Origin of the sequence: Providencia sp. R33, assembly GCF_019343475.1 — a bacterium.
In the GTDB taxonomy this organism is placed as follows: Bacteria; Pseudomonadota; Gammaproteobacteria; order Enterobacterales; family Enterobacteriaceae; genus Providencia.
Genome location: NZ_CP072453.1, coordinates 1,747,433 through 1,766,084 on the forward strand (window position 1 = coordinate 1,747,433; position 18,652 = coordinate 1,766,084).

Here is an 18,652-nt window from a genome sequence, read left to right on the forward strand (position 1 = left end):
TGCTTATTAATACAGAACTTATGTCAAGTCAGGATCCTAACCATAAAGACAGTCTTTTTTCCGCGCCGATTGCTAACCTTGGTGATTGGCAATTTGATGAAAAAGTTGCCGAAGTTTTCCCCGATATGATCCAGCGATCTGTGCCGGGTTATTCCAATATTATTACCATGATTGGTATGCTTGCTGGCCGTTTTGTGAAGCCAAATAGCCACGTCTATGATTTGGGATGCTCATTGGGTGCGGCAACGCTTTCAATTCGACGCAATATTGCCGTTGAAAATAGTAAAATTATTGCTATCGATAACTCCCCCGCAATGGTGGAACGATGCCGCCGTCATATTGATGCCTACCGTGCAGAAACCCCTGTTGAGGTTATCGAAGGGGATATTCGTGATGTAAATATTGAAAATGCATCAATGGTTGTGCTCAATTTTACTTTGCAGTTTCTCAACCCAAATGACCGTCTGTTATTACTCGAAAAAATTTATCGTGGGTTACAACCTGGTGGCATTTTAGTGCTTTCCGAAAAATTTAATTTTGAAGATAACGAAATTGGTGAATTACTGTTCAATATGCACCATGATTTCAAGCGTGCAAATGGCTATAGCGAGCTCGAAATCAGCCAAAAACGCAGCATGTTAGAAAACGTGATGTTGACTGACTCCGTTGAAGCACACAAAGCACGCCTAAAACAGGTTGGGTTTAGCCACTGCGAAGTATGGTTCCAATGTTTTAATTTCGGCTCACTGTTAGCGCTTAAAGAGGCTTAAAGATGATTGATTTCGGTCGTTTTTACCAACAAATTGCCGTTGGCCCATTAAGCCATTGGTTAGAAACATTACCTGCGCAGTTAACTGAGTGGAAAAAACAAGGTTTACACGGTGGTTTTTCCTCGTGGGAAAAAATGCTCGATAATTTGCCTATCATGCACCCAACTCAGCTGGACTTAGTCAATAGCGTGACCGCAACTCGCGAGCCTGAGCTTACCTCTGGCGAAACACGCCGTTTGAATAATATCCTTGAGCAATTAATGCCATGGCGTAAAGGCCCATTTTCCCTTTATGGCGTCAATATTGATACCGAATGGCGTTCCGATTGGAAATGGGATCGCGTTTTACCGCATATTTCATCACTAAAAGACCGATATGTGTTAGATGTTGGCTGTGGTAGTGGCTACCACATGTGGCGTATGTTAGGGCAAGAAGCCAAATTTGTTGTCGGCATTGACCCTACAGAGCTTTTTTTATGCCAATTTGAAGCGGTAAGAAAGTTATTGGGTGATGACCAACGGGCGCATTTATTACCCCTTGGTATTGAACAACTTCCTGAGTTAAAAGCCTTTGATACCGTATTCTCCATGGGGGTTCTGTATCACCGTCGTTCCCCACTTGATCACTTATGGCAATTGAAAAACCAGTTAGTGAGTGAAGGTGAATTAGTGCTCGAAAGTTTAGTGGTTGAAGGTGATGAATTTCAATGCCTTATCCCTGGTGACCGCTACGCCCAAATGCGTAACGTCTATTTTATTCCTTCCGCTAAAATGCTTAAAGTGTGGTTAGAAAAATGCGGTTTTGTGGATGTGCGTATTGTTGACCAAGCGGTAACCTCGTTAGAAGAACAACGCCGAACGCCATGGATGAAAACAGACTCTCTCGCCGAATTTTTAGACCCGAACGATCAAACTAAAACCATTGAAGGCTACCCTGCCCCATTACGCGCCATTTTAGTTGCACGTAAGCCATAACAAATAATGTGCCTATCGGTGTAAGCCGTAGGCACATATTTTAATCGCGCCGCCATCACAGTTAACTAGGTGAATAGTTTAAGCTATGACTTTTTCCGTGATAGAAATAAAGTCTTTCATGGCTTCCACTGTCGGCCCATCAACACAATAATGTGTGAACTCATCCGTTTCGCTGTTAGACGCCATCGTTACACCAACTTTGCGGTAGTTCATAGTTGAAGGTACTGTTTTGCCCGCTGAGCTATGGACTTCTGCAAGCCCAATCTCCATAAATTTGCTTAAATTGGCTAAACGAACCCCAGCCCCCGCCATAATTTTCGGGCCGTTGATTTCTTGGCTTTTTTCGTGCAATTCTTTCAATAACGGCAAACCTAATTCAGCACTTTGCTGTTGGCCTGATGTGAGAATTCGTGCCACACCCAATTCATTTAGTTGCTCTAAGGCAAGGAGTGGGTTAATGCACATATCAAATGCGCGGTGGAAAGTGATATTCATTCCTTTAGCGATTTCCATCAACCCATGCATACGGTTAATATCAATGCGCCCTTCGCTATCAAGAATACCGATGACAGCCCCCGGAAACCCCATTTCCTTAATCATGATTAAATCTTCACGAATAACGTCAAACTCACTGACGTTATAGCAAAAATCACCACCACGAGGACGAATAATAGGATGAACTGGAATGTGAAGCTTTTCCCTTGCTAATTTCAGATAGCCGTAGCTTGGTGTTAAACCGCCATCTGCGGCACCAGAGCATAATTCGATACGATCAGCTCCGTATTCTTGCGCTACTTGAGCACATTCAATTCCGAAACAGCAAATTTCCAGTTTTGCCATGATTACCTCCAACTGTGGTAATAAAGCCCATGCTTTAAATTTCCCTAATACAAATAGTTAGGGGCAGAATATGTATTGTTGATTCCGTTTCGAATAATGCCATTTATTAAAAAATGTTATCGGATGGATATCACACCCCGAAAAAAACACTGGCATTATTGATCAATAACGTTAATTGCATCACTTATTTTTCACTTTCAATTATCTTTTTTAGCGAAAATGGATGGTATTTAACGGTTATATTGCCATTTGATACTGCCAATGTTGGATTAGGCAACCGTTCTTGCTGACCTTTAGGTTGACTTACTTTTATGCTAAAACCTACCGGTAGCTCCTTAGGTAACAAAGCTCGCGCGGTTTTCTCCAGTTCAATTGGCGGTACATCAATCACCATTTCAATATGTTCCCAGCTTTCTTGTGGGTATTTTTTGTCTTTTGGGAATGGTAGCTCGATGATAAACACATCCTGCCCTGCAATTTGCAGAGGTTTATCAATCTCATACAAGCGGATTGGCCTACCATTAATAATATTATCGGAAATAAGCTGCCCACATTGCAGCAACCCCTCATGCCAACGCAAGGCTGTTTCAAGGTGATGGCAACGCATTGAAATATGGTCAATAACATAATCTGTTAGTGACAAATCAAGCTGTTGCGCCATTGCTTGTAATTGGTCGGCAAATTTAGGTAAGTCTTCCCATAAATCATTTAATTGTGGAACTTCACAAAATGGCAGCACAACAAAAACCTCTTTTTATCTACTAATCCGCTAAACAATGGCGCTGACTGTAGCATGACTCCCCCAAAATATGGTATAAAACCTGCCGATTTTTCTCTTCCACCTTTTAGTTCTTCCCATGTGATGGCACAATGTGGTAACTATGTTGGTAATTTAAGGTAATTCAGTGAATATTCAGGCGATTCTTTCAGATAAAATTAGTGCTGCAATGCTTGCAGCGGGTGCTCCAGCAGACAGCGATGCGCTCGTGCGTCAATCCGCTAAAGCACAGTTTGGTGATTATCAAGCCAATGGCGTGATGGGCGCGGCTAAAAAACTGGGGATGCCACCACGACAACTCGCTGAACAAATCCTCACTCACTTAGATTTAGACGGCATTGCCAGCAAAGTCGAAATTGCAGGGCCTGGCTTTATTAATATCTTCCTTGAACCTTCTTGGATTGAAAAACACGTTGAAGACGCCCTTGCATCACAACGTTTAGGCCTTGCCCCCGTGAAAGCCGAAACTATCGTTATCGACTATTCCGCGCCTAACGTAGCAAAACAGATGCACGTAGGTCACCTGCGTTCAACCATTATTGGTGACGCGGCAGCGCGTACTCAAGAGTTTATCGGTCACCGTGTGATCCGCGCTAACCATGTTGGCGACTGGGGAACCCAGTTCGGCATGTTAATTGCCTATCTTGAAAAAGTGCAAAATGAAAATGCCAATGATATGGCGTTGGCTGATCTGGAAGAGTTTTATCGCGAAGCCAAAAAACACTATGACGAAGATGAAGAATTCGCAGTGCGCGCGCGTGGCTATGTTGTAAAACTGCAATCCGGTGATGAATACTGCCGTGCAATGTGGCGCAAGCTCGTTGATATCACAATGAAGCAGAACCAAGAAACCTATCAACGCCTAAACGTGACATTAACTGAAGATGATGTCATGGGTGAAAGCTTATATAACAGCATGTTACCTGGTATTGTTGCGGATTTAAAAGCCAAAGGGTTAGCTGTTGAAAGTGAAGGCGCTACGGTCGTTTTCCTTGATGAATTTAAAAATAAAGAAGGCGAGCCGATGGGCGTGATTGTCCAGAAGAAAGACGGCGGCTTCTTATACACCACGACTGACATCGCTTGTGCGAAATACCGTTATGAAACACTTCATGCTGATCGCTCATTGTATTATATCGATTCACGTCAGCACCAACACTTGATGCAAGCTTGGACCATTGTCCGTAAAGCGGGTTACATCCCTGAGTCTATGGCACTTGAGCACCACATGTTTGGCATGATGTTAGGCAAAGATGGCAAGCCATTTAAAACCCGTACTGGTGGCACTGTTCGCCTATCTGATTTGTTAGATGAAGCTGTTGAACGTGCTCAAGCACTGATCCGCGAGAAAAACCCTGACATGCCAGAAGATGAGTTACAGAATGTGGCAAATGTTGTTGGTATCGGCGCAGTGAAATATGCAGACCTATCAAAAAACAGAACCACGGACTACATTTTTGATTGGGATAACATGTTAGCCTTCGAAGGTAATACCGCACCTTATATGCAATATGCGTATACCCGTGTTGCCTCTATCTTCAAAAAAGCCAACTTAACGCAAGCAGATCTCACGTTACCAATCTTACTGCAAGACCCACGTGAAATCGCGCTGGCAACACGTTTATTGCAGTTTGAAGAAACCATTCTCACTGTTGCGCGTGATGGAACTCCACATGTTATGTGTGCTTATCTATACGAGCTGGCAGGTTTATTCTCCGGTTTCTACGAACATTGCCCGATTTTATCGACAGAAGATGAAGCCGTACGCCAAAGCCGCTTAAAATTAGCCGCATTAACGCAAAGAACCTTAAAAACAGGTTTAGATACTTTAGGTATCGAAACTGTCGAAAGAATGTAATTATTCTCGCGTTATTTAATTAACAGCTCGCTTCGGCGGGCTGTTTTTCTTTACGCTGTGCAAGTAATTTTTGCGTCAAAATCTGTATTTCTTCAACGTTTTCATTTGCGCAATTTTGTAAAACTAAGTTCCACTTACACAATGTTCTTGCTTTTTCACAAAGTTCAGGGGCATGCCCTAAACGATTATTATCTTTTAGCCACGTTGCTACCCGAGCCCAATCCCACAAGGGTGAGTTGCCACTTAAACGTTGCACTGGAGCTGGAAAATTGCCTTTGCCTCTCGTTCCATCTTTTAATAATGCAACAGCTTGGCGTGTTAAACCTGCTAACTCTGCAATATCACTTAAACCAACCAACGTACTATCTACTGACGCCACTTGCATTGGAATTTCTGCACTCTCAATATCAGCAATTGCCGCTTCAATAGCCGCATCTAGTGAACTCGCCTCTCTATCAAACTCTAAATAAACAGACTTACCATAGTAGCAAACCAAGGCATCATCACAACCTGCTGCAAATAAGGCATCCTCTAAGCCCACTGTATCTACCGTTACCCCAGAAAGTGTTAATGTGAATGTGTGTTGCGCCATCAAAGCTCCTTATTCTGTTTCTTCATCTAATAAGCGGCCTAAGCCGCTATAATTATTTCAAAAGTGCAATACAGTGATCCACTTTCCGGATGATCTGCTTGGCATGGTTTTCCATCACTCTTGGTGTTGACCAAACGCTCATCATATGTGTTTTGTGCTCCTCGACAGCATTACCACAACGTAATTTACAAAATGTATGTGATGAACTCCCTGCACTCACCCAAAACCAGCCATTAGCAATCGCATATTCAATGGCTGCTTGAATATGCTTATTCGGATGTTTTTTCATCGCCCTCCGATAAATACACTATAACCACATACGTTGACACTAGTCAACACTCTATTTGTGCCGATTTCTAGTGGCCTCCTACGCTTTATTGATAAAAAAACAAGCGCGCATTAAATATACCCTAAAACAAACAATGAATTTCATTTTTATTAATGAAAACAATTACTTGATATATCATAAAATAATTATGACATTATTTATTTAGTCATTATTAAAAGAGACGAAAAGATTGAAAATGGATAGAAAATACAATGAGGTTTAAAACGGTAGAATTTCGAGACAAAAAAGCCCAAATTAATGGGCTTTCATTAAATTAACGTACCTTCAGCATGTTACGCGATGCTTCTTTTCATAAAATCACGTGGTCGGAAGCCCAGCACATATAAAGCAACAAAATAGCTTCCTGCACCAACCACCACCACACCAATTAAACGCAGCATACGCATCAGCATATTGCCCTCTTGCCAAGATGGCATAAAGTACAACAAACCAAACAACACAGCTCCCATCACCACTAACGCGATGAGTAATTTAAATAGGAATCCTTTCCAACCCGTGAGTGGTTGAAAAATATCTTGTTTACGTAATTGCCAATACAGAACACCCGCATTAAAACAGGCCGCTAGGCCAATAGATAATGCTAAGCCCGCGTGCTGCAAAGGCCCGATAAAGACTAAGTTCATTATTTGCGTCAAAATTAAGGTCACAATCGCAATTTTAACCGGTGTACGGATATCTTGGCGGGAATAGAAGCCTGGCGCTAAAATCTTCACTAAAATCATACCCGTTAGACCCACGCAGTAGGCAATCAATGCATATTGTGTCATTAGCGAGTCATGAGCTGTAAAGTTACCATACTGAAATAACGAAACAGTTAATGCTTCAGATAAAATGGCTAAACCAAGGGCACACGGTAAGGCTAATAACAGACAAAGACGTAATCCCCAATCCATTAATTGACGATATTCATTCTGGTTTCCGCTCGTAAAACTTTTTGCGAGGGAGGGTAGTAAAATCGTTCCCAAGGCTACGCCAAGCACACCAGAGGGTAACTCCATCAATCGATCCGCATAATACATCCACGAAACAGACCCTGATTGCAAGAACGAAGCGAATATCGTGTTAATAATTAATGAGATTTGTGCGACTGACACCCCGATAATCGCAGGCCCCATCATTTTCATTACGCGCCAAACTCCGCTATCGCGAAACGAAAGGCGCGGCAGCACTAACATACCAATTTTCTTCAAATGAGGAAGCTGATACACCAATTGCAGTACGCCTCCCACTAACACCGCCCACGCCAGTGACATAATTGGCGGATCAAAGTACGGCGCTGCAAAGGCAGCAAAAATGATCATACTCACATTCAGTAATGTGGGAGCAAACGCAGGTACTGAGAAACGGTTCCACGTATTGAGGATTGCCCCAGCAAGGGAAGCGAGTGAGATCAGAAAAATATAAGGAAATGTGACTCGCAGAAGGTCAGTTGTTAAGACAAATTTATCTGCATCATCCGTAAAGCCAGGAGCCGTTACATAGATAATCCAAGGGGCCGCAATCATACCCAGCACAGTAACTATTGCTAAAGCGAGGGTTAGCATCCCCGCAATATAAGCAACAAACGTGCGAGTGGCTTCTTCACCTTGTTGGTTTTTATATTCCGCTAATATGGGGACAAACGCTTGAGAAAAAGCCCCTTCTGCAAAAATTCGGCGTAACAAGTTTGGCAGTTTAAACGCCACAAAAAAGGCATCGGCAGCGGCGCCGGCACCAAATACCCGAGCAATGATGGCATCGCGAATAAAGCCCAATACCCGAGACATCATGGTCATTGAGCTTACTGCCGCCAGCGATTTTAATAAATTCATGATTGATAGACTAAAAGTAAACAATCGCACCAGTTTAACAGTGTGAGCTGCTACTGACTACGATTGAAAAGTAAATTAAGAGTTTACGCTTTATTCGTTGCCCAAGAATTATCCGTCAGTGCAGTTAATACATGGTCACGCCACTCGCCATTGATTTGCAGATACTGCCTTGCGTAACCTTCGCGCTCAAACCCAAGCTTGGTCAACAGATTTCCGCTACGCATATTATGAGGCATATAATTCGCCATGATGCGGTGCATTTTTTGATGTTGTTGCATATAGCGAGTTGCTTGGGTTAGTGCTTCAAACATTAAGCCTTGCCCTTGCCATTTTTCGCCCAGTGAATACCCTAAATAACACGCATGGAAAGAGCCACGCAGGACATTACTGAAATTTGCCACACCCATCACCTCGTTTTCTTCTTTATCTAATAGAAGAAAATGATAAGCGCTACCTTCGCGGTGCATTTCATTCATCACTTGCAAACGATTTTGCCAACCCGCGGGCTGATAATGGGAATTATCACGAGTTGGTTCCCAAGGAATAAGAAAGTCTTTATTCAAACTGTAATAGTCAGCTAGGCGGTAATTATCTCGCTCATAAGTCAAACGAATCATCATTCTATCAGTGAGCAGGCGTACCTTGGGTACATTTGAGCGATAACCAAACATCGTTAACCCTTAATTAATTTAAGATAGCTAGGCTTCCTAGCCGTGCATATTAATCCGTTACTTAGGCAGTAAAGTGTAGCACTCTCTATTACTGATGAGCATCTAAAATCAGCTATTTAGTTAGATGAATTTTCTTGTTTTCATTTTCAGTCATTCAAGTTTGCAGGACAGCTAAGTGTCGCCAACAACGCTGCGGTGCAAAGTATGACGACTTAGATAATTCAATAGCCTAAATAGTTTGTATTGCAGCTAGGCGGCAAGCGCAGCTATCCCTATGAGCATACAAAAAGTATGTGATTAGGGTAGCTAAGTGTCGCCAACAACGCTGCGGTGCAAAGTATGACGACTTAGATAATTCAATAGCCTAAATAGTTTGTATTGCAGCTAGGCGGCAAGCGCAGTTATCCCTATGAGCATACAAAAAGTATGTGATTAGGGTAGCTAAGTGTCGCTAACAACGCTGCGATGCAAAGTATGACGACTTAGATAATTCAATAGCCTAAATAGTTTGTATTGCAGCTAGGCGGCAAGCGCAGCTATCCCTATGAGCATACAAAAAGTATGTGATTAGGGTAGCTAAGTGTCGCCAACAACGCTGCGGTGCAAAGTATGACGGCTATTGCATCGATAAAAATAAATCATCGATCATCAAGCATACCCTCGATAAAAAAATATCATCTATTGACCGCTATTATACTGATATTATTGATAAGTAACATTATGGAACATTTCCCCCCTTAGCGATTTTTTAATGGTGTGTCATGGCGCAGGTGTCACGGGCAAGAAGCCTTGGTAAATATTTTCTTTTGCTCGACAACATGTTGGTTGTCCTCGGCTTTTTTGTCGTTTTTCCTTTGATTTCAATCCGATTTGTTGACCAACTTGGTTGGGCCGCCGTCGTGGTAGGTTTCGCATTGGGCCTACGGCAATTTGTTCAACAGGGTTTAGGCATTTTTGGTGGCGCTATTGCTGACCGATTTGGTGCTAAACCTATGATTGTTATTGGGATGCTTTTGCGTGCAAGCGGTTTTGCTGTCATGGCGGTTGCCTACGACCCTTGGGTATTATGGTTATCTTGTGTGCTTTCAGCTCTTGGTGGCACACTATTTGATCCCCCCAGAACGGCGCTAGTTATCAAACTTACCCGCCCTTATGAACGTGGCCGTTTCTACTCACTTTTATTGATGCAAGACAGCGCTGGTGCTGTTATTGGTGCCCTAATTGGTAGTTGGCTGCTGCAATATGACTTCCACTATGTCTGCTGGGCTGGCGCCGCTGTATTTATCATTGCCGCTATCTGTAATGCATGGCTACTCCCCGCTTACCGGATCTCAACAGTGAGAACGCCAATTAAAGAAGGCATGAACCGCGTCTTAAAGGACAAACGCTTTGTCACCTATGTTGTGACATTAGCGGGTTACTTTATGCTTTCCGTTCAAGTGATGTTGATGTTCCCAATTGTCGTCAATGAGTTAGCGGGAACACCAACGGCGGTGAAATGGATGTATGCCATCGAAGCTGCCATTTCCCTCACTTTGCTTTACCCTATTGCGCGCTGGAGCGAAAAACATTTTCGCCTTGAACAACGGTTGATGGCGGGTCTATTTTTAATGAGTTTAAGCATGTTCCCGATAGGAATGACAACTTCACTGAATATGTTATTTGGACTAATTTGCTTATTCTATTTAGGCACGGTAACGGCCGACCCAGCAAGGGAAACGCTGAGCGCGTCACTTGCCGACCCTCGCGCACGCGGCAGTTATATGGGTTTTAGCCGTCTCGGCCTTGCCCTAGGTGGTGCAGTCGGCTATACCGGTGGGGGCTGGATGTACGATATTGGTCATCAGTGGAATATGCCTCAACTACCGTGGTTTTTATTGGGGATCATCGGTTTTATCACGCTGTGGGCATTACATAAGCAATTTAACCGTAAAAAAATTGAAACAGTCATGTTGAGTGGGCAGTAATGCGCTAAACTAGCGGTATTATTGTAAAAGGAGTCATTATGAAAAAGTTTTTATTGGCCACAATGATTGGTTTTATCACTCTAATAACGGGCTGTAGTCAATTATCTGAATTCAGTATCAGTGAGTCACAAATCAATAGTTACCTTGCTAATAAAGTGAAGTATGACCACAAAGTTGGGATCTCTGGGCTTGCTGACGCCGATATCCAACTGGCGAATTTAAAATCAGAAATTGGCCGTAGTGAACCGGGAAAAATTGCCTTAAATGGGGATGCAACGGTTAAATTAGACTCATTAATTGGTAAAGCAGAAGCGCAAATTAGCTTAACCTTAACGGCTCGACCTATTTTTGACGCAAAAACAGGGTCTATTTACTTAAAAGAGCTGAATATCAGCAACTATAAAGTCACTCCAGAGAATATGGACACCGCGATGTCAGCCGTGATCCCTTATCTCAATAGCTCCCTTGAGACTTTCTTCGAAACACAACCGGTGTATGTGCTTAATCCAGATAACGGGGCCGCTGAAGCAACCGCTAAAAAGCTGGCTAAAGGGCTAGAGATTAAACCGGGCAAGCTAGTCATTCCATTAGTGGATTAATTTTCACCATAAATTTTTTCGATTAAGAAAAGCATTAAAGGCAACAGGGAAATCCGTTGCCTTTTTAATTCAATCAGAAATATTAATCAATACAGTTTAGTATCCTGCTCAAATCCAACGTGATAACGTCAAAATTATTCGGCTTCTGAATCTAATTCATCTCGCAGTGCAATAACCGCATCACGGGCGATTTGGGCTAATGTGCGATAAAATGCCGTCGTGGCATGGGCTTCAACCTTCCCTAAAAATGCGCCATACCAACTAAGAATGTAGCTATCAAATAATTCTTCTTGCGCCGCGGTTTCATCTTCTGCGGCTTGGTCTTCTAACCAAGAAGCCGCCAGTAATAACGCACCAAATGTGCTCACTGGTGCATCTGTCAAGGTCATGCCTCTCACCGTTAAAAACTCACGAATTTCAGCTTCAGTGACTTCCTCGTCATAATCATTGGCCAGCATAGATACTGTCGCGTTTTCACCGACAAACATGGCTTGGTAGTCAGCACTGATCGCGTTGATATCCATCCCTTTCGCCATACGTGCCCATAATTCATCTTGCTCCAGTGGCCAAGACGCTTTCAGTTTATCCTGCGCTATCAATTCCATCAGGGGTTTGACGAGGTCATCATTAGCGCTGCGTTGGAACAATGTCCCTAAAATACGGCAGACGATTGAGAATTCGTTCATATGGGTTTTCCTATTTAATATTCAGTTGCGACTCAGCTCTTAAGCTAAGTATACCGAAAAAACAGGAAACGTATTAGAGAAGAAAAACACAGGAGAATTGCAAGCTAACAAAAAGCGGGTAGCTTGCAATTATTTTAGATGTGATTAATAACCACGTTCCATATCAACCACACCAGCAGGGGCTTCTCCCGCTTCAATACGTTTGATATTACTGACTATCATGTCCATAGCCTCTTTGGGTTGCGTAAATGCAGCCACATGTGGCGTAATTGCAATACGCGGATGCGTCCAGAACGGATGCATTTGGGATAGAGGCTCGCTAGCAAATACATCCAACGCCGCACCCGCGATTTGCCCTGCATCCAGCGCGGAAAGTAAGTCTTGCTCAATTAAGTGCGCGCCGCGGGCTAAGTTAATCACATAAGCGCCTTTTTGCAATTGGCTGAACAGTTGATGATTTAAAATCCCCACCGTTTCGGGTGTGCTTGGCAATAAGTTAATGACCACACGAGTCCCCGAAAGGAATGTAGACAGCTGATCATTACCATAATAACTTTTTACGTCAGGAATTTGTTTCTCGGAGCGGCTCCATGTTCTAACATGAAAGCCAAAGCTGACTAAGCGCTTTGCAACGGCTTGCCCCAAAGCGCCTGCGCCCATCACGCCAATCACAAACTCTTCGTGTTGATATGCTGGCAATTGCTTCCATTGGCGCTGTGACTGCAATTGGCGGTATTCATCCATACGACGAAAGTATGCAAGGACTTTGGCACAAGCATATTCTTCCATTTGAATCGCCATCCCTGTGTCTTCTAAGCGCATGACAGGCACACCTGCCGGCAATGTTCCTGATTTATCTTGCTCTTGCTTTAAGATAGCATCCACACCTGCACCTAATGCAAAAATACCTTTTAAATCATTGCGCCCTGCAAGGCATTCATAGGGTGGCAGCCACACCATGGCGTAATCTGCGCTTTGGTTATCCCCTTTTTCCCATTGGCGAATATTAGCTTGTGGTAATCTAGCACGCATGCCTTCAATCCATTGTTCTGAATTAAAGAATGGATGGTAAAATAAAATATTCATGGCAACTCCTCTTAGGTTTCTAACAGAGTGTGCGCAATGGCGTTTATTTTCAAGTCCATACCGCAACCAAGATCACATTCATTGAGGATTTTGTTAACTGGATAACGAATTTTATGCTTACCCCTTGCAGTTCTTATTAACATTAAAAAAATGATTTGCCTTAACAAGCAACAATTAAGATTAGATATTAATCAAATTGATTTTTATTTAGCTAAACGGTAATAAAAGTAAGAAAAAGAATAAATAGGGAGTTGACGCAAGACGCTATTTTCCCTATAGTAGCGCCCCGTTGCACAGCAGGATTTATCTCTGGTATGCAACGGATTTAGAAAAAACGGTGAGGTGTCCGAGAGGCTGAAGGAGCACGCCTGGAAAGTGTGTATACGGCAACGTATCGAGGGTTCGAATCCCTCCCTCACCGCCATTTTTTCTTCTAGTTTTCCTCTCCCTTTATCTGTAACTTCCCATTGTTTTGATCATTCTTCTGTTTAATTCCAATACCTTGTTCATGATATTCGCGGCTAATATCTTCCCATAACTCTGCATTTTCTACGCCAGCCACTTTCGGGTCGAATACTGGGTCTACACCTAATCTTTCCTGTCTTTCATAATCTCGCAGTGCTCTTAGTGCAGGTTTAGAAAGAAACACTATCGCGATTAAATTTAGGTAACTCATACTGCCAAACCCTATGTCACCTAGACTCCACATCAAACTCACTGATTGCACACTACCCATAAAGACAATAATTAAGAACACAAATTTAAGCACCAGTTTTAGCATGGGGTAAGCTAATTTGCGATCAAGGTAAACAATGGTTGTTTCAGCAATGTAGTAATAAGCCATTAATGTGGTGAATGCGAATAAGAACACAGCTATCGACACAAACCCTGAACCCGCCGAGGTAAATACGGTAGAAACCGCCATTTGTGTCCACGCTGTTCCCGCTGCAACACCTGGTACATATTCCACCAGCGCGGTTGCAGAGCCATCGGGGAACACGTTGTACATATTGGTGACGAGGATCATTAAGCCTGAGGCTGTGCACACAACAACAGTATCAATATAGATTGAGAATGCTTGAATAAGTCCTTGTTTGACAGGATGGCTCACTTCTGCGGCTGCTGAACTAAATGTTGCCTCACCCGCTCCTGCCACATTGGAAAATACTGCACGGCGAACACCCCACGATACCGCAGTTCCAACAATTCCGCCAAAGACCGCATCCATTCCTAATGCACTTTGGAAGATTAAATTAAACATTGCAGGCACTTTTTCATAGTGACTACCCAAAATGATCACCATCATCACCAGATAAGCTATCGCCATTAAAGGCACAATTTTATCTGCGGCGCTCGCGATACGTTTTACGCCACCAAAAATAAGCCATGCCATCAATACCGTGACAATTGCCCCAGTCGCCATCGGTGGGAGATTAAATGAAGTTTGGAACGAGTCAGCAATCGTGTTAGCCTGAATACCCGGCACTAAGACGCCATAAGATAAGCAAATCACCGCAGCAACAATAATGGCAAACGGCTTAAGCTTTAACCCTTTTTCAATATAATAAGGGGAACCGCCGCGATATTGTCCATCTGAACGTTGTTTATAGATTTGGGCAAGCGTAGATTCAATAAAGGCGCTCGCACCGCCTAATAACCCCATGACTACCATCCAAAAGATAGCTCCCGGGCCACCAGCGGCAATCGCTGTTGCAACACCCGCGATATTACCAACCCCAACACGCCCTGATAATGCTAAGCAGAAGGCTTGAAAGGATGAAATTCCCTCTTTTGACGCTTTATTTTCCTTTAATAAACAAACCATTTTGATGAGATAGCGAAATTGCACGCCGCGTGTCGCTAAAGTGAAGTAGAGTCCTACGCCCAGTGATAAGAACACCAGTGCATTACCCCAGATGTAACCAACGATGGTATTAACGATGGCTTCCATTTTGTACTCCTTCGTTATTGTAATTGTTTATTGTGTGTTTGCAGGGTAAAAAAAACCTGAGCTTTGTAGGCTCAGGTCAACGTGATTTTACTGATGAACAAACCAGATAACTTTGGTTTGGCTATACTGCTCAAAAGCCTCTAACCCATTGTCTTTCCCGCCAAAACCAGATTGACGAAAACCACCAAATGGCGTGGTGATATTGCCTTCACTAAAGCCATTAACTGACACTGTTCCCGCATTGATTTGGCGAGCAATTCGCATGGTTTGGTGAATATTTTGACTATAAAACGAAGCGGCTAATCCATACTGTGTATCATTGGCGAATGCAATAGCCTCTTCTTCCGTTTTAAATGACGTCACCGCTAAAATAGGGCCGAAGACTTCCTGTTGAAACAAAGTCATATCTGGCGTCACATTATCGAAAATAGTGGGTTCGATATACCAGCCAGAGCCTATTTCATGGTGAATTTTGCCGCCAGTTACAACCTTTGCTCCCTCTTTCTGCGTGAGGGCTAAAAACGATTTCACTTTATCAAAATGCGCTTTTTCGACCATTGGCCCAATTGATACATCTGACTGTCTCGGGTCTCCTACTTTCCATTCTTTTGCTGCAACAGCCAGTTTATCCAGTAGTGCCTGTTTAATATTTTCATGCACAATTAAGCGAGAACCACAGCTACAGTTTTCACTCATATTCCAAAAGGCGGCAGCCATGATATGAGGAACGGCGGCATCTAGGTTGGCATCTTCAAAAACAACCTGCGGACTTTTGCCGCCACATTCGAGGACAATTTCTTTTAAGTTACTTTCCGCTGAATATTTTAAAAATAAGCGCCCCACTTCGGTTGACCCCGTGAATGACACCACATCCACATCAGGATGGCGCCCCAGTGCTTCACCTACTTTTTCGCCCAATCCGCAAACTAAACTTAATGCTCCCTTCGGCACGCCTGCTTCATACGCCAGCTCAACCATTCGGTAAGCGCTCAATGAGGTTAGCTCGGCGGGTTTAACAATCACTGAATTGCCAATAGCAAGGGCAGGTGCAACTTTCCATGCAAACATTTGAGCAGGAAAATTCCATGGCAGAACAGCCCCCACAACCCCAATCGGCTCCCTCACAATCAATCCTAGCTCTTGTTGGCTTGTGGGCGCTATTTTGCCAAACAGCTTATCAATCGCCTCGGCATACCAATAAAATGTCTCAACCGTTGCGGGCATATCTGTATTGATACATTCCGTAATGGGTTTTCCTGCATCAATACAATCAAGTGCAGCGAGTTCTTCACTGTGTTCAGAAATTAAATCTGCCCACTTGAGCATTATCTCTTTGCGTTCTTGGGGAGAAAGTGCGCTCCACTCGCCACGTTTAAAAGCATCTCGCGCCACTTTCACAGCTGCATCAATATCTTGCGCCTCACCATCAGCGATGTATCCGATAAGGCTATTATCGATTGGTGTGCGGTTTTCTAATTTAGCCTGAGAAGCATTCACCCCATCAATTAAATTACCTGCCCACAGCTTCCCTTGCTTAGCGAGGTCAAAAACCTGCTGTTGGTTTAGTCTCATTATTATACCCTTACCGTTTGATTAATCTGACGAATTCGTCTTTAGCTTCAGCAGCCAAGTTGGTTAACGGCAAACGCACAGGACCTGCGTTAAATGTGCCATTTAAACAACCCGCTTTAGCTTTTTGGTTATAATCACCAGATTCCATGGAATAAATTCCCGGGTATATTTCATTCATGATTTTTTTCGCTTCTTGCCAATCGCCCTTTTGTGTTGCTTTAAAAATAGCGACCTGCTCCGCAGGGAACACATTGCCCGCACCTGCTATCCAGCTTTTTGAACCCCAAAAGAAGAAATCAACGGGTTGGTCATCACAGCCACAAATGACTTCAAAGTTTTTAAATGGTGTCTGCAATAGGTGCAAAGCACGGCTGAAATCCCCACTACTTTCTTTAATGGCAACGATGTTGTCGATTTCCGCCAGCTTAACCACCGTTTCATATTCAATTTCGATACCAATACGCGCAGGGAAGTTATACATAATGATCGGTAACGTTGTGGCCTCTGCGACTTTTTTATAATGCCCGTACACCCCTTGTTGGTCAGGCAAACTATACGGTGGTGGTGATAACATTAAACCTTCATATCCAAGGTCTTTTGCTTGTTTTGCGCGGGCGATCGCACCTTCCGTTGATAAATCATTAATTCCTGCAATCAACGTTACGCGCCCCTTCGCAATTTTGCTCACGGTTGATAAAACGGTTTTTCGCTCATCTTCATTTAACGCGTAATATTCCCCTGTCGTGCCGCAGACGACTAACCCCGTGACGCCACAGCCAATAAGTTTTTCAGTTAAATCAGCTAATGCACTAATATTTAAAGAATAATCATCATGAAAAGGGGTAACTAAAGGGACAAGAATGCCATGAAAATTCATTTGAATTCTCCTTAAAATTATAAAAATCGCTCAATAGAAAAAGGGGTGCAGTCGATAGCTGTCGGCTGCTCGTGAATAAAACTATTTACAAGGTCAGCGGTGATTGCTGCCTGTGTGAGACCTAAGTGTTGGTGACCAAAGGCAAAAATATACGGACCTTTATTATCAATGACAGGCAATGAATCAGATGTTGATGGGCGAAACCCCATCCACTGTGACGATTGCCCATCATTTAGTGGAGCCTTTAACATGGGGGCTGCCAGTGGCAAAAAGTGACGAGCTCGCTGCATATTTGCAGGGCGCTTTAACCCAGCATATTCAACCGTACCAGCAAGGCGCAATCCCCCTGTCATCGGTGTCATTATGAAACGTCTGTCCATACTGGATACAGGAATGCTCAGCCGCCCTTGTTCTTGCGGTAGCATTAAATGGTAGCCTCGCTCTGTTTCAAGCGGCACATTAATGCGACTGACCATTTTGACTAATGACTTAGAAAATGCACCGCCTGCGATAACCACTTTTTGCCCTGTGAATTTCCCTTGAGCTGTGGTGATAATGGCTTCTTTATTTGATGTCGAAGATATCGCAGTGACTTCACAGCCGGTCAGTATAGCGCCACCCAACGCAACAAATGATTGCGCAAGTTTTGAGTGTAATTCTGCTAAATCAACCACATGCCCAGTATTTGGAAAAAATAGCCCCCCAAGTTGGTTCATAGCAAGTGCAGGTTCGCGCTCAAGCAACTCCGATTGATTGATTATTGAGTTGTGTACGTTAATTTTTTGCAAATACTCGCCATGCTGATGGAGCTTTTCGAGTGTTTTTTGTTTTTCAGCCACTAATAATGACCCCTGCATTTTAACAAGGCCATCAAGCTGCCACTTTTGAATGAAAGCTTGCCATGATTCAAAAGCTGCACTATTGAGTGTCATAAGTGTCTGATGAATATGAGTAAACGGCTTATGCCGCATGTTACCTAATAGCTTTAACATCCATGGCGTGAGCGGTAATAAATAGCGCCAATCCAAACGTAATGGGCCAAGCGGGTCGAGCAGCATTTTCGGAATCGATTTCAAAACAGAAGGGTCCGCAATGGGAAAAACTTGCTCTGTCGCAATATGCCCTGCGTTACCAAGTGACGCCCCTGAGCCAATTTCATTTCTATCCACCAGCAGGACGTCGGTACCATTAGCTTGTACAGTAAGCGCAATGCTTAGGCCAATAATTCCACCGCCGACAACAATCACTGAATATTGACTCTTCATCGCCAT

At 43.4% G+C, this 18,652-nt stretch carries 17 protein-coding genes and 1 tRNA gene; 6 read left to right on the forward strand and 12 right to left on the reverse strand.

Features of this window, described 5'->3' with window-relative positions:
• Positions 1 to 20 precede the first annotated feature (20 nt).
• Together cmoA and cmoB are read left to right on the forward strand one after the other, a co-directional pair.
• Positions 21 to 770, forward strand: a complete 750-nt coding sequence (gene cmoA / locus J6836_RS08235; RefSeq protein WP_219248387.1) for a carboxy-S-adenosyl-L-methionine synthase CmoA — start codon at positions 21 to 23, stop codon at positions 768 to 770.
• A 2-nt stretch (positions 771 to 772) separates the two neighbouring features.
• On the forward strand, positions 773 to 1,744 hold the full coding sequence (gene cmoB / locus J6836_RS08240) for a tRNA 5-methoxyuridine(34)/uridine 5-oxyacetic acid(34) synthase CmoB (RefSeq protein ID WP_219248389.1): 972 nt from the start codon (positions 773 to 775) through the stop codon (positions 1,742 to 1,744).
• Between the two features lie 78 nt (positions 1,745 to 1,822).
• Here cmoB and cutC read toward each other — a convergent pair whose 3' ends face one another.
• Both cutC and J6836_RS08250 read right to left on the reverse strand, forming a co-directional pair.
• A complete protein-coding gene (gene cutC / locus J6836_RS08245) occupies positions 1,823 to 2,584 on the reverse strand; it encodes a copper homeostasis protein CutC (protein ID WP_219248391.1) in 762 nt (253 codons plus the stop codon).
• A 184-nt stretch (positions 2,585 to 2,768) separates the two neighbouring features.
• A complete protein-coding gene (locus J6836_RS08250) occupies positions 2,769 to 3,323 on the reverse strand; it encodes a VOC family protein (protein ID WP_219248393.1) in 555 nt (184 codons plus the stop codon).
• A gap of 166 nt (positions 3,324 to 3,489) precedes the next feature.
• Here J6836_RS08250 and argS point away from each other — a divergent pair, with 166 nt between their 5' ends.
• Positions 3,490 to 5,220 carry an arginine--tRNA ligase gene (gene argS, locus J6836_RS08255; RefSeq protein ID WP_219248395.1) on the forward strand — a complete coding sequence of 577 codons (1,731 nt, stop codon included), beginning with the start codon at positions 3,490 to 3,492 and terminating at the stop codon, positions 5,218 to 5,220.
• A 19-nt stretch (positions 5,221 to 5,239) separates the two neighbouring features.
• Here the strand turns inward: argS and J6836_RS08260 are convergent, their stop codons facing one another.
• From J6836_RS08260 to rimJ, 4 genes are all read right to left on the reverse strand, one after another.
• Complete coding sequence (locus J6836_RS08260) at positions 5,240 to 5,812, reverse strand: helix-turn-helix transcriptional regulator (protein WP_219248397.1); 573 nt, start codon at positions 5,810 to 5,812, stop codon at positions 5,240 to 5,242.
• Between the two features lie 52 nt (positions 5,813 to 5,864).
• On the reverse strand, positions 5,865 to 6,101 hold the full coding sequence (locus tag J6836_RS08265) for a hypothetical protein (protein ID WP_219248399.1): 237 nt from the start codon (positions 6,099 to 6,101) through the stop codon (positions 5,865 to 5,867).
• Between the two features lie 332 nt (positions 6,102 to 6,433).
• A complete protein-coding gene (murJ, locus tag J6836_RS08270; RefSeq protein WP_219248400.1) occupies positions 6,434 to 7,972 on the reverse strand; it encodes a murein biosynthesis integral membrane protein MurJ in 1,539 nt (512 codons plus the stop codon).
• Positions 7,973 to 8,055: 83 nt separating this feature from the next.
• A complete protein-coding gene (gene rimJ, locus J6836_RS08275; RefSeq protein WP_219248402.1) occupies positions 8,056 to 8,643 on the reverse strand; it encodes a ribosomal protein S5-alanine N-acetyltransferase in 588 nt (195 codons plus the stop codon).
• Between the two features lie 761 nt (positions 8,644 to 9,404).
• Between rimJ and mdtH the strand changes: the two genes are divergently transcribed.
• Together mdtH and J6836_RS08285 are read left to right on the forward strand one after the other, a co-directional pair.
• Positions 9,405 to 10,610, forward strand: coding sequence for a multidrug efflux MFS transporter MdtH (gene mdtH / locus J6836_RS08280; RefSeq protein WP_219248404.1), 1,206 nt, complete (start codon positions 9,405 to 9,407; stop codon positions 10,608 to 10,610).
• 38 nt (positions 10,611 to 10,648) lie between these two features.
• Complete coding sequence (locus J6836_RS08285) at positions 10,649 to 11,209, forward strand: lipoprotein (protein ID WP_206084148.1); 561 nt, start codon at positions 10,649 to 10,651, stop codon at positions 11,207 to 11,209.
• A 134-nt stretch (positions 11,210 to 11,343) separates the two neighbouring features.
• On the opposite strand, the gene J6836_RS08290 is transcribed toward J6836_RS08285, so the two are convergent.
• Positions 11,344 to 11,895 carry a TorD/DmsD family molecular chaperone gene (locus J6836_RS08290; RefSeq protein ID WP_219248406.1) on the reverse strand — a complete coding sequence of 184 codons (552 nt, stop codon included), beginning with the start codon at positions 11,893 to 11,895 and terminating at the stop codon, positions 11,344 to 11,346.
• A gap of 144 nt (positions 11,896 to 12,039) precedes the next feature.
• Positions 12,040 to 12,981: a glyoxylate/hydroxypyruvate reductase GhrA gene (gene ghrA / locus J6836_RS08295; RefSeq protein ID WP_219248408.1), complete on the reverse strand. Its 942-nt coding sequence runs from the start codon at positions 12,979 to 12,981 to the stop codon at positions 12,040 to 12,042.
• A 336-nt stretch (positions 12,982 to 13,317) separates the two neighbouring features.
• On the opposite strand from ghrA, the gene J6836_RS08300 reads away from it, so the two are divergent.
• Positions 13,318 to 13,405 (forward strand) — tRNA-Ser (locus J6836_RS08300).
• A 9-nt stretch (positions 13,406 to 13,414) separates the two neighbouring features.
• Here the strand turns inward: J6836_RS08300 and J6836_RS08305 are convergent.
• The 4 genes from J6836_RS08305 to J6836_RS08320 form a co-directional block, all read right to left on the reverse strand.
• Positions 13,415 to 14,932 carry an alanine/glycine:cation symporter family protein gene (locus J6836_RS08305; protein ID WP_219248410.1) on the reverse strand — a complete coding sequence of 506 codons (1,518 nt, stop codon included), beginning with the start codon at positions 14,930 to 14,932 and terminating at the stop codon, positions 13,415 to 13,417.
• A gap of 87 nt (positions 14,933 to 15,019) precedes the next feature.
• The gene (locus J6836_RS08310; protein ID WP_219248413.1) at positions 15,020 to 16,504 is read right to left on the reverse strand and encodes an aldehyde dehydrogenase; all 1,485 of its coding nucleotides are present in this window, start codon (positions 16,502 to 16,504) and stop codon (positions 15,020 to 15,022) included.
• Positions 16,505 to 16,514: 10 nt separating this feature from the next.
• Complete coding sequence (gene dapA / locus J6836_RS08315; RefSeq protein WP_219248414.1) at positions 16,515 to 17,381, reverse strand: 4-hydroxy-tetrahydrodipicolinate synthase; 867 nt, start codon at positions 17,379 to 17,381, stop codon at positions 16,515 to 16,517.
• A 17-nt stretch (positions 17,382 to 17,398) separates the two neighbouring features.
• On the reverse strand, positions 17,399 to 18,646 hold the full coding sequence (locus J6836_RS08320; protein ID WP_219248417.1) for an NAD(P)/FAD-dependent oxidoreductase: 1,248 nt from the start codon (positions 18,644 to 18,646) through the stop codon (positions 17,399 to 17,401).
• Positions 18,647 to 18,652: the final 6 nt, after the last annotated feature.

Bases quoted from the DNA above. Each gene is read 5' to 3' on its own strand.
- cmoA (WP_219248387.1), top strand. From the start codon at position 21: ATGTCAAGTCAGGATCCTAACCATAAAGACAGTCTTTTTTCCGCGCCG.
- cmoB (WP_219248389.1), top strand. From the start codon at position 773: ATGATTGATTTCGGTCGTTTTTACCAACAAATTGCCGTTGGCCCATTA.
- cutC (WP_219248391.1), bottom strand. From the start codon at position 2,584: ATGGCAAAACTGGAAATTTGCTGTTTCGGAATTGAATGTGCTCAAGTA.
- J6836_RS08260 (WP_219248397.1), bottom strand. From the start codon at position 5,812: ATGGCGCAACACACATTCACATTAACACTTTCTGGGGTAACGGTAGAT.
- J6836_RS08265 (WP_219248399.1), bottom strand. From the start codon at position 6,101: ATGAAAAAACATCCGAATAAGCATATTCAAGCAGCCATTGAATATGCG.
- murJ (WP_219248400.1), bottom strand. From the start codon at position 7,972: ATGAATTTATTAAAATCGCTGGCGGCAGTAAGCTCAATGACCATGATG.
- rimJ (WP_219248402.1), bottom strand. From the start codon at position 8,643: ATGTTTGGTTATCGCTCAAATGTACCCAAGGTACGCCTGCTCACTGAT.
- mdtH (WP_219248404.1), top strand. From the start codon at position 9,405: ATGGCGCAGGTGTCACGGGCAAGAAGCCTTGGTAAATATTTTCTTTTG.
- J6836_RS08285 (WP_206084148.1), top strand. From the start codon at position 10,649: ATGAAAAAGTTTTTATTGGCCACAATGATTGGTTTTATCACTCTAATA.
- J6836_RS08290 (WP_219248406.1), bottom strand. From the start codon at position 11,895: ATGAACGAATTCTCAATCGTCTGCCGTATTTTAGGGACATTGTTCCAA.
- ghrA (WP_219248408.1), bottom strand. From the start codon at position 12,981: ATGAATATTTTATTTTACCATCCATTCTTTAATTCAGAACAATGGATT.
- J6836_RS08305 (WP_219248410.1), bottom strand. From the start codon at position 14,932: ATGGAAGCCATCGTTAATACCATCGTTGGTTACATCTGGGGTAATGCA.
- J6836_RS08310 (WP_219248413.1), bottom strand. From the start codon at position 16,504: ATGAGACTAAACCAACAGCAGGTTTTTGACCTCGCTAAGCAAGGGAAG.
- dapA (WP_219248414.1), bottom strand. From the start codon at position 17,381: ATGAATTTTCATGGCATTCTTGTCCCTTTAGTTACCCCTTTTCATGAT.
- J6836_RS08320 (WP_219248417.1), bottom strand. From the start codon at position 18,646: ATGAAGAGTCAATATTCAGTGATTGTTGTCGGCGGTGGAATTATTGGC.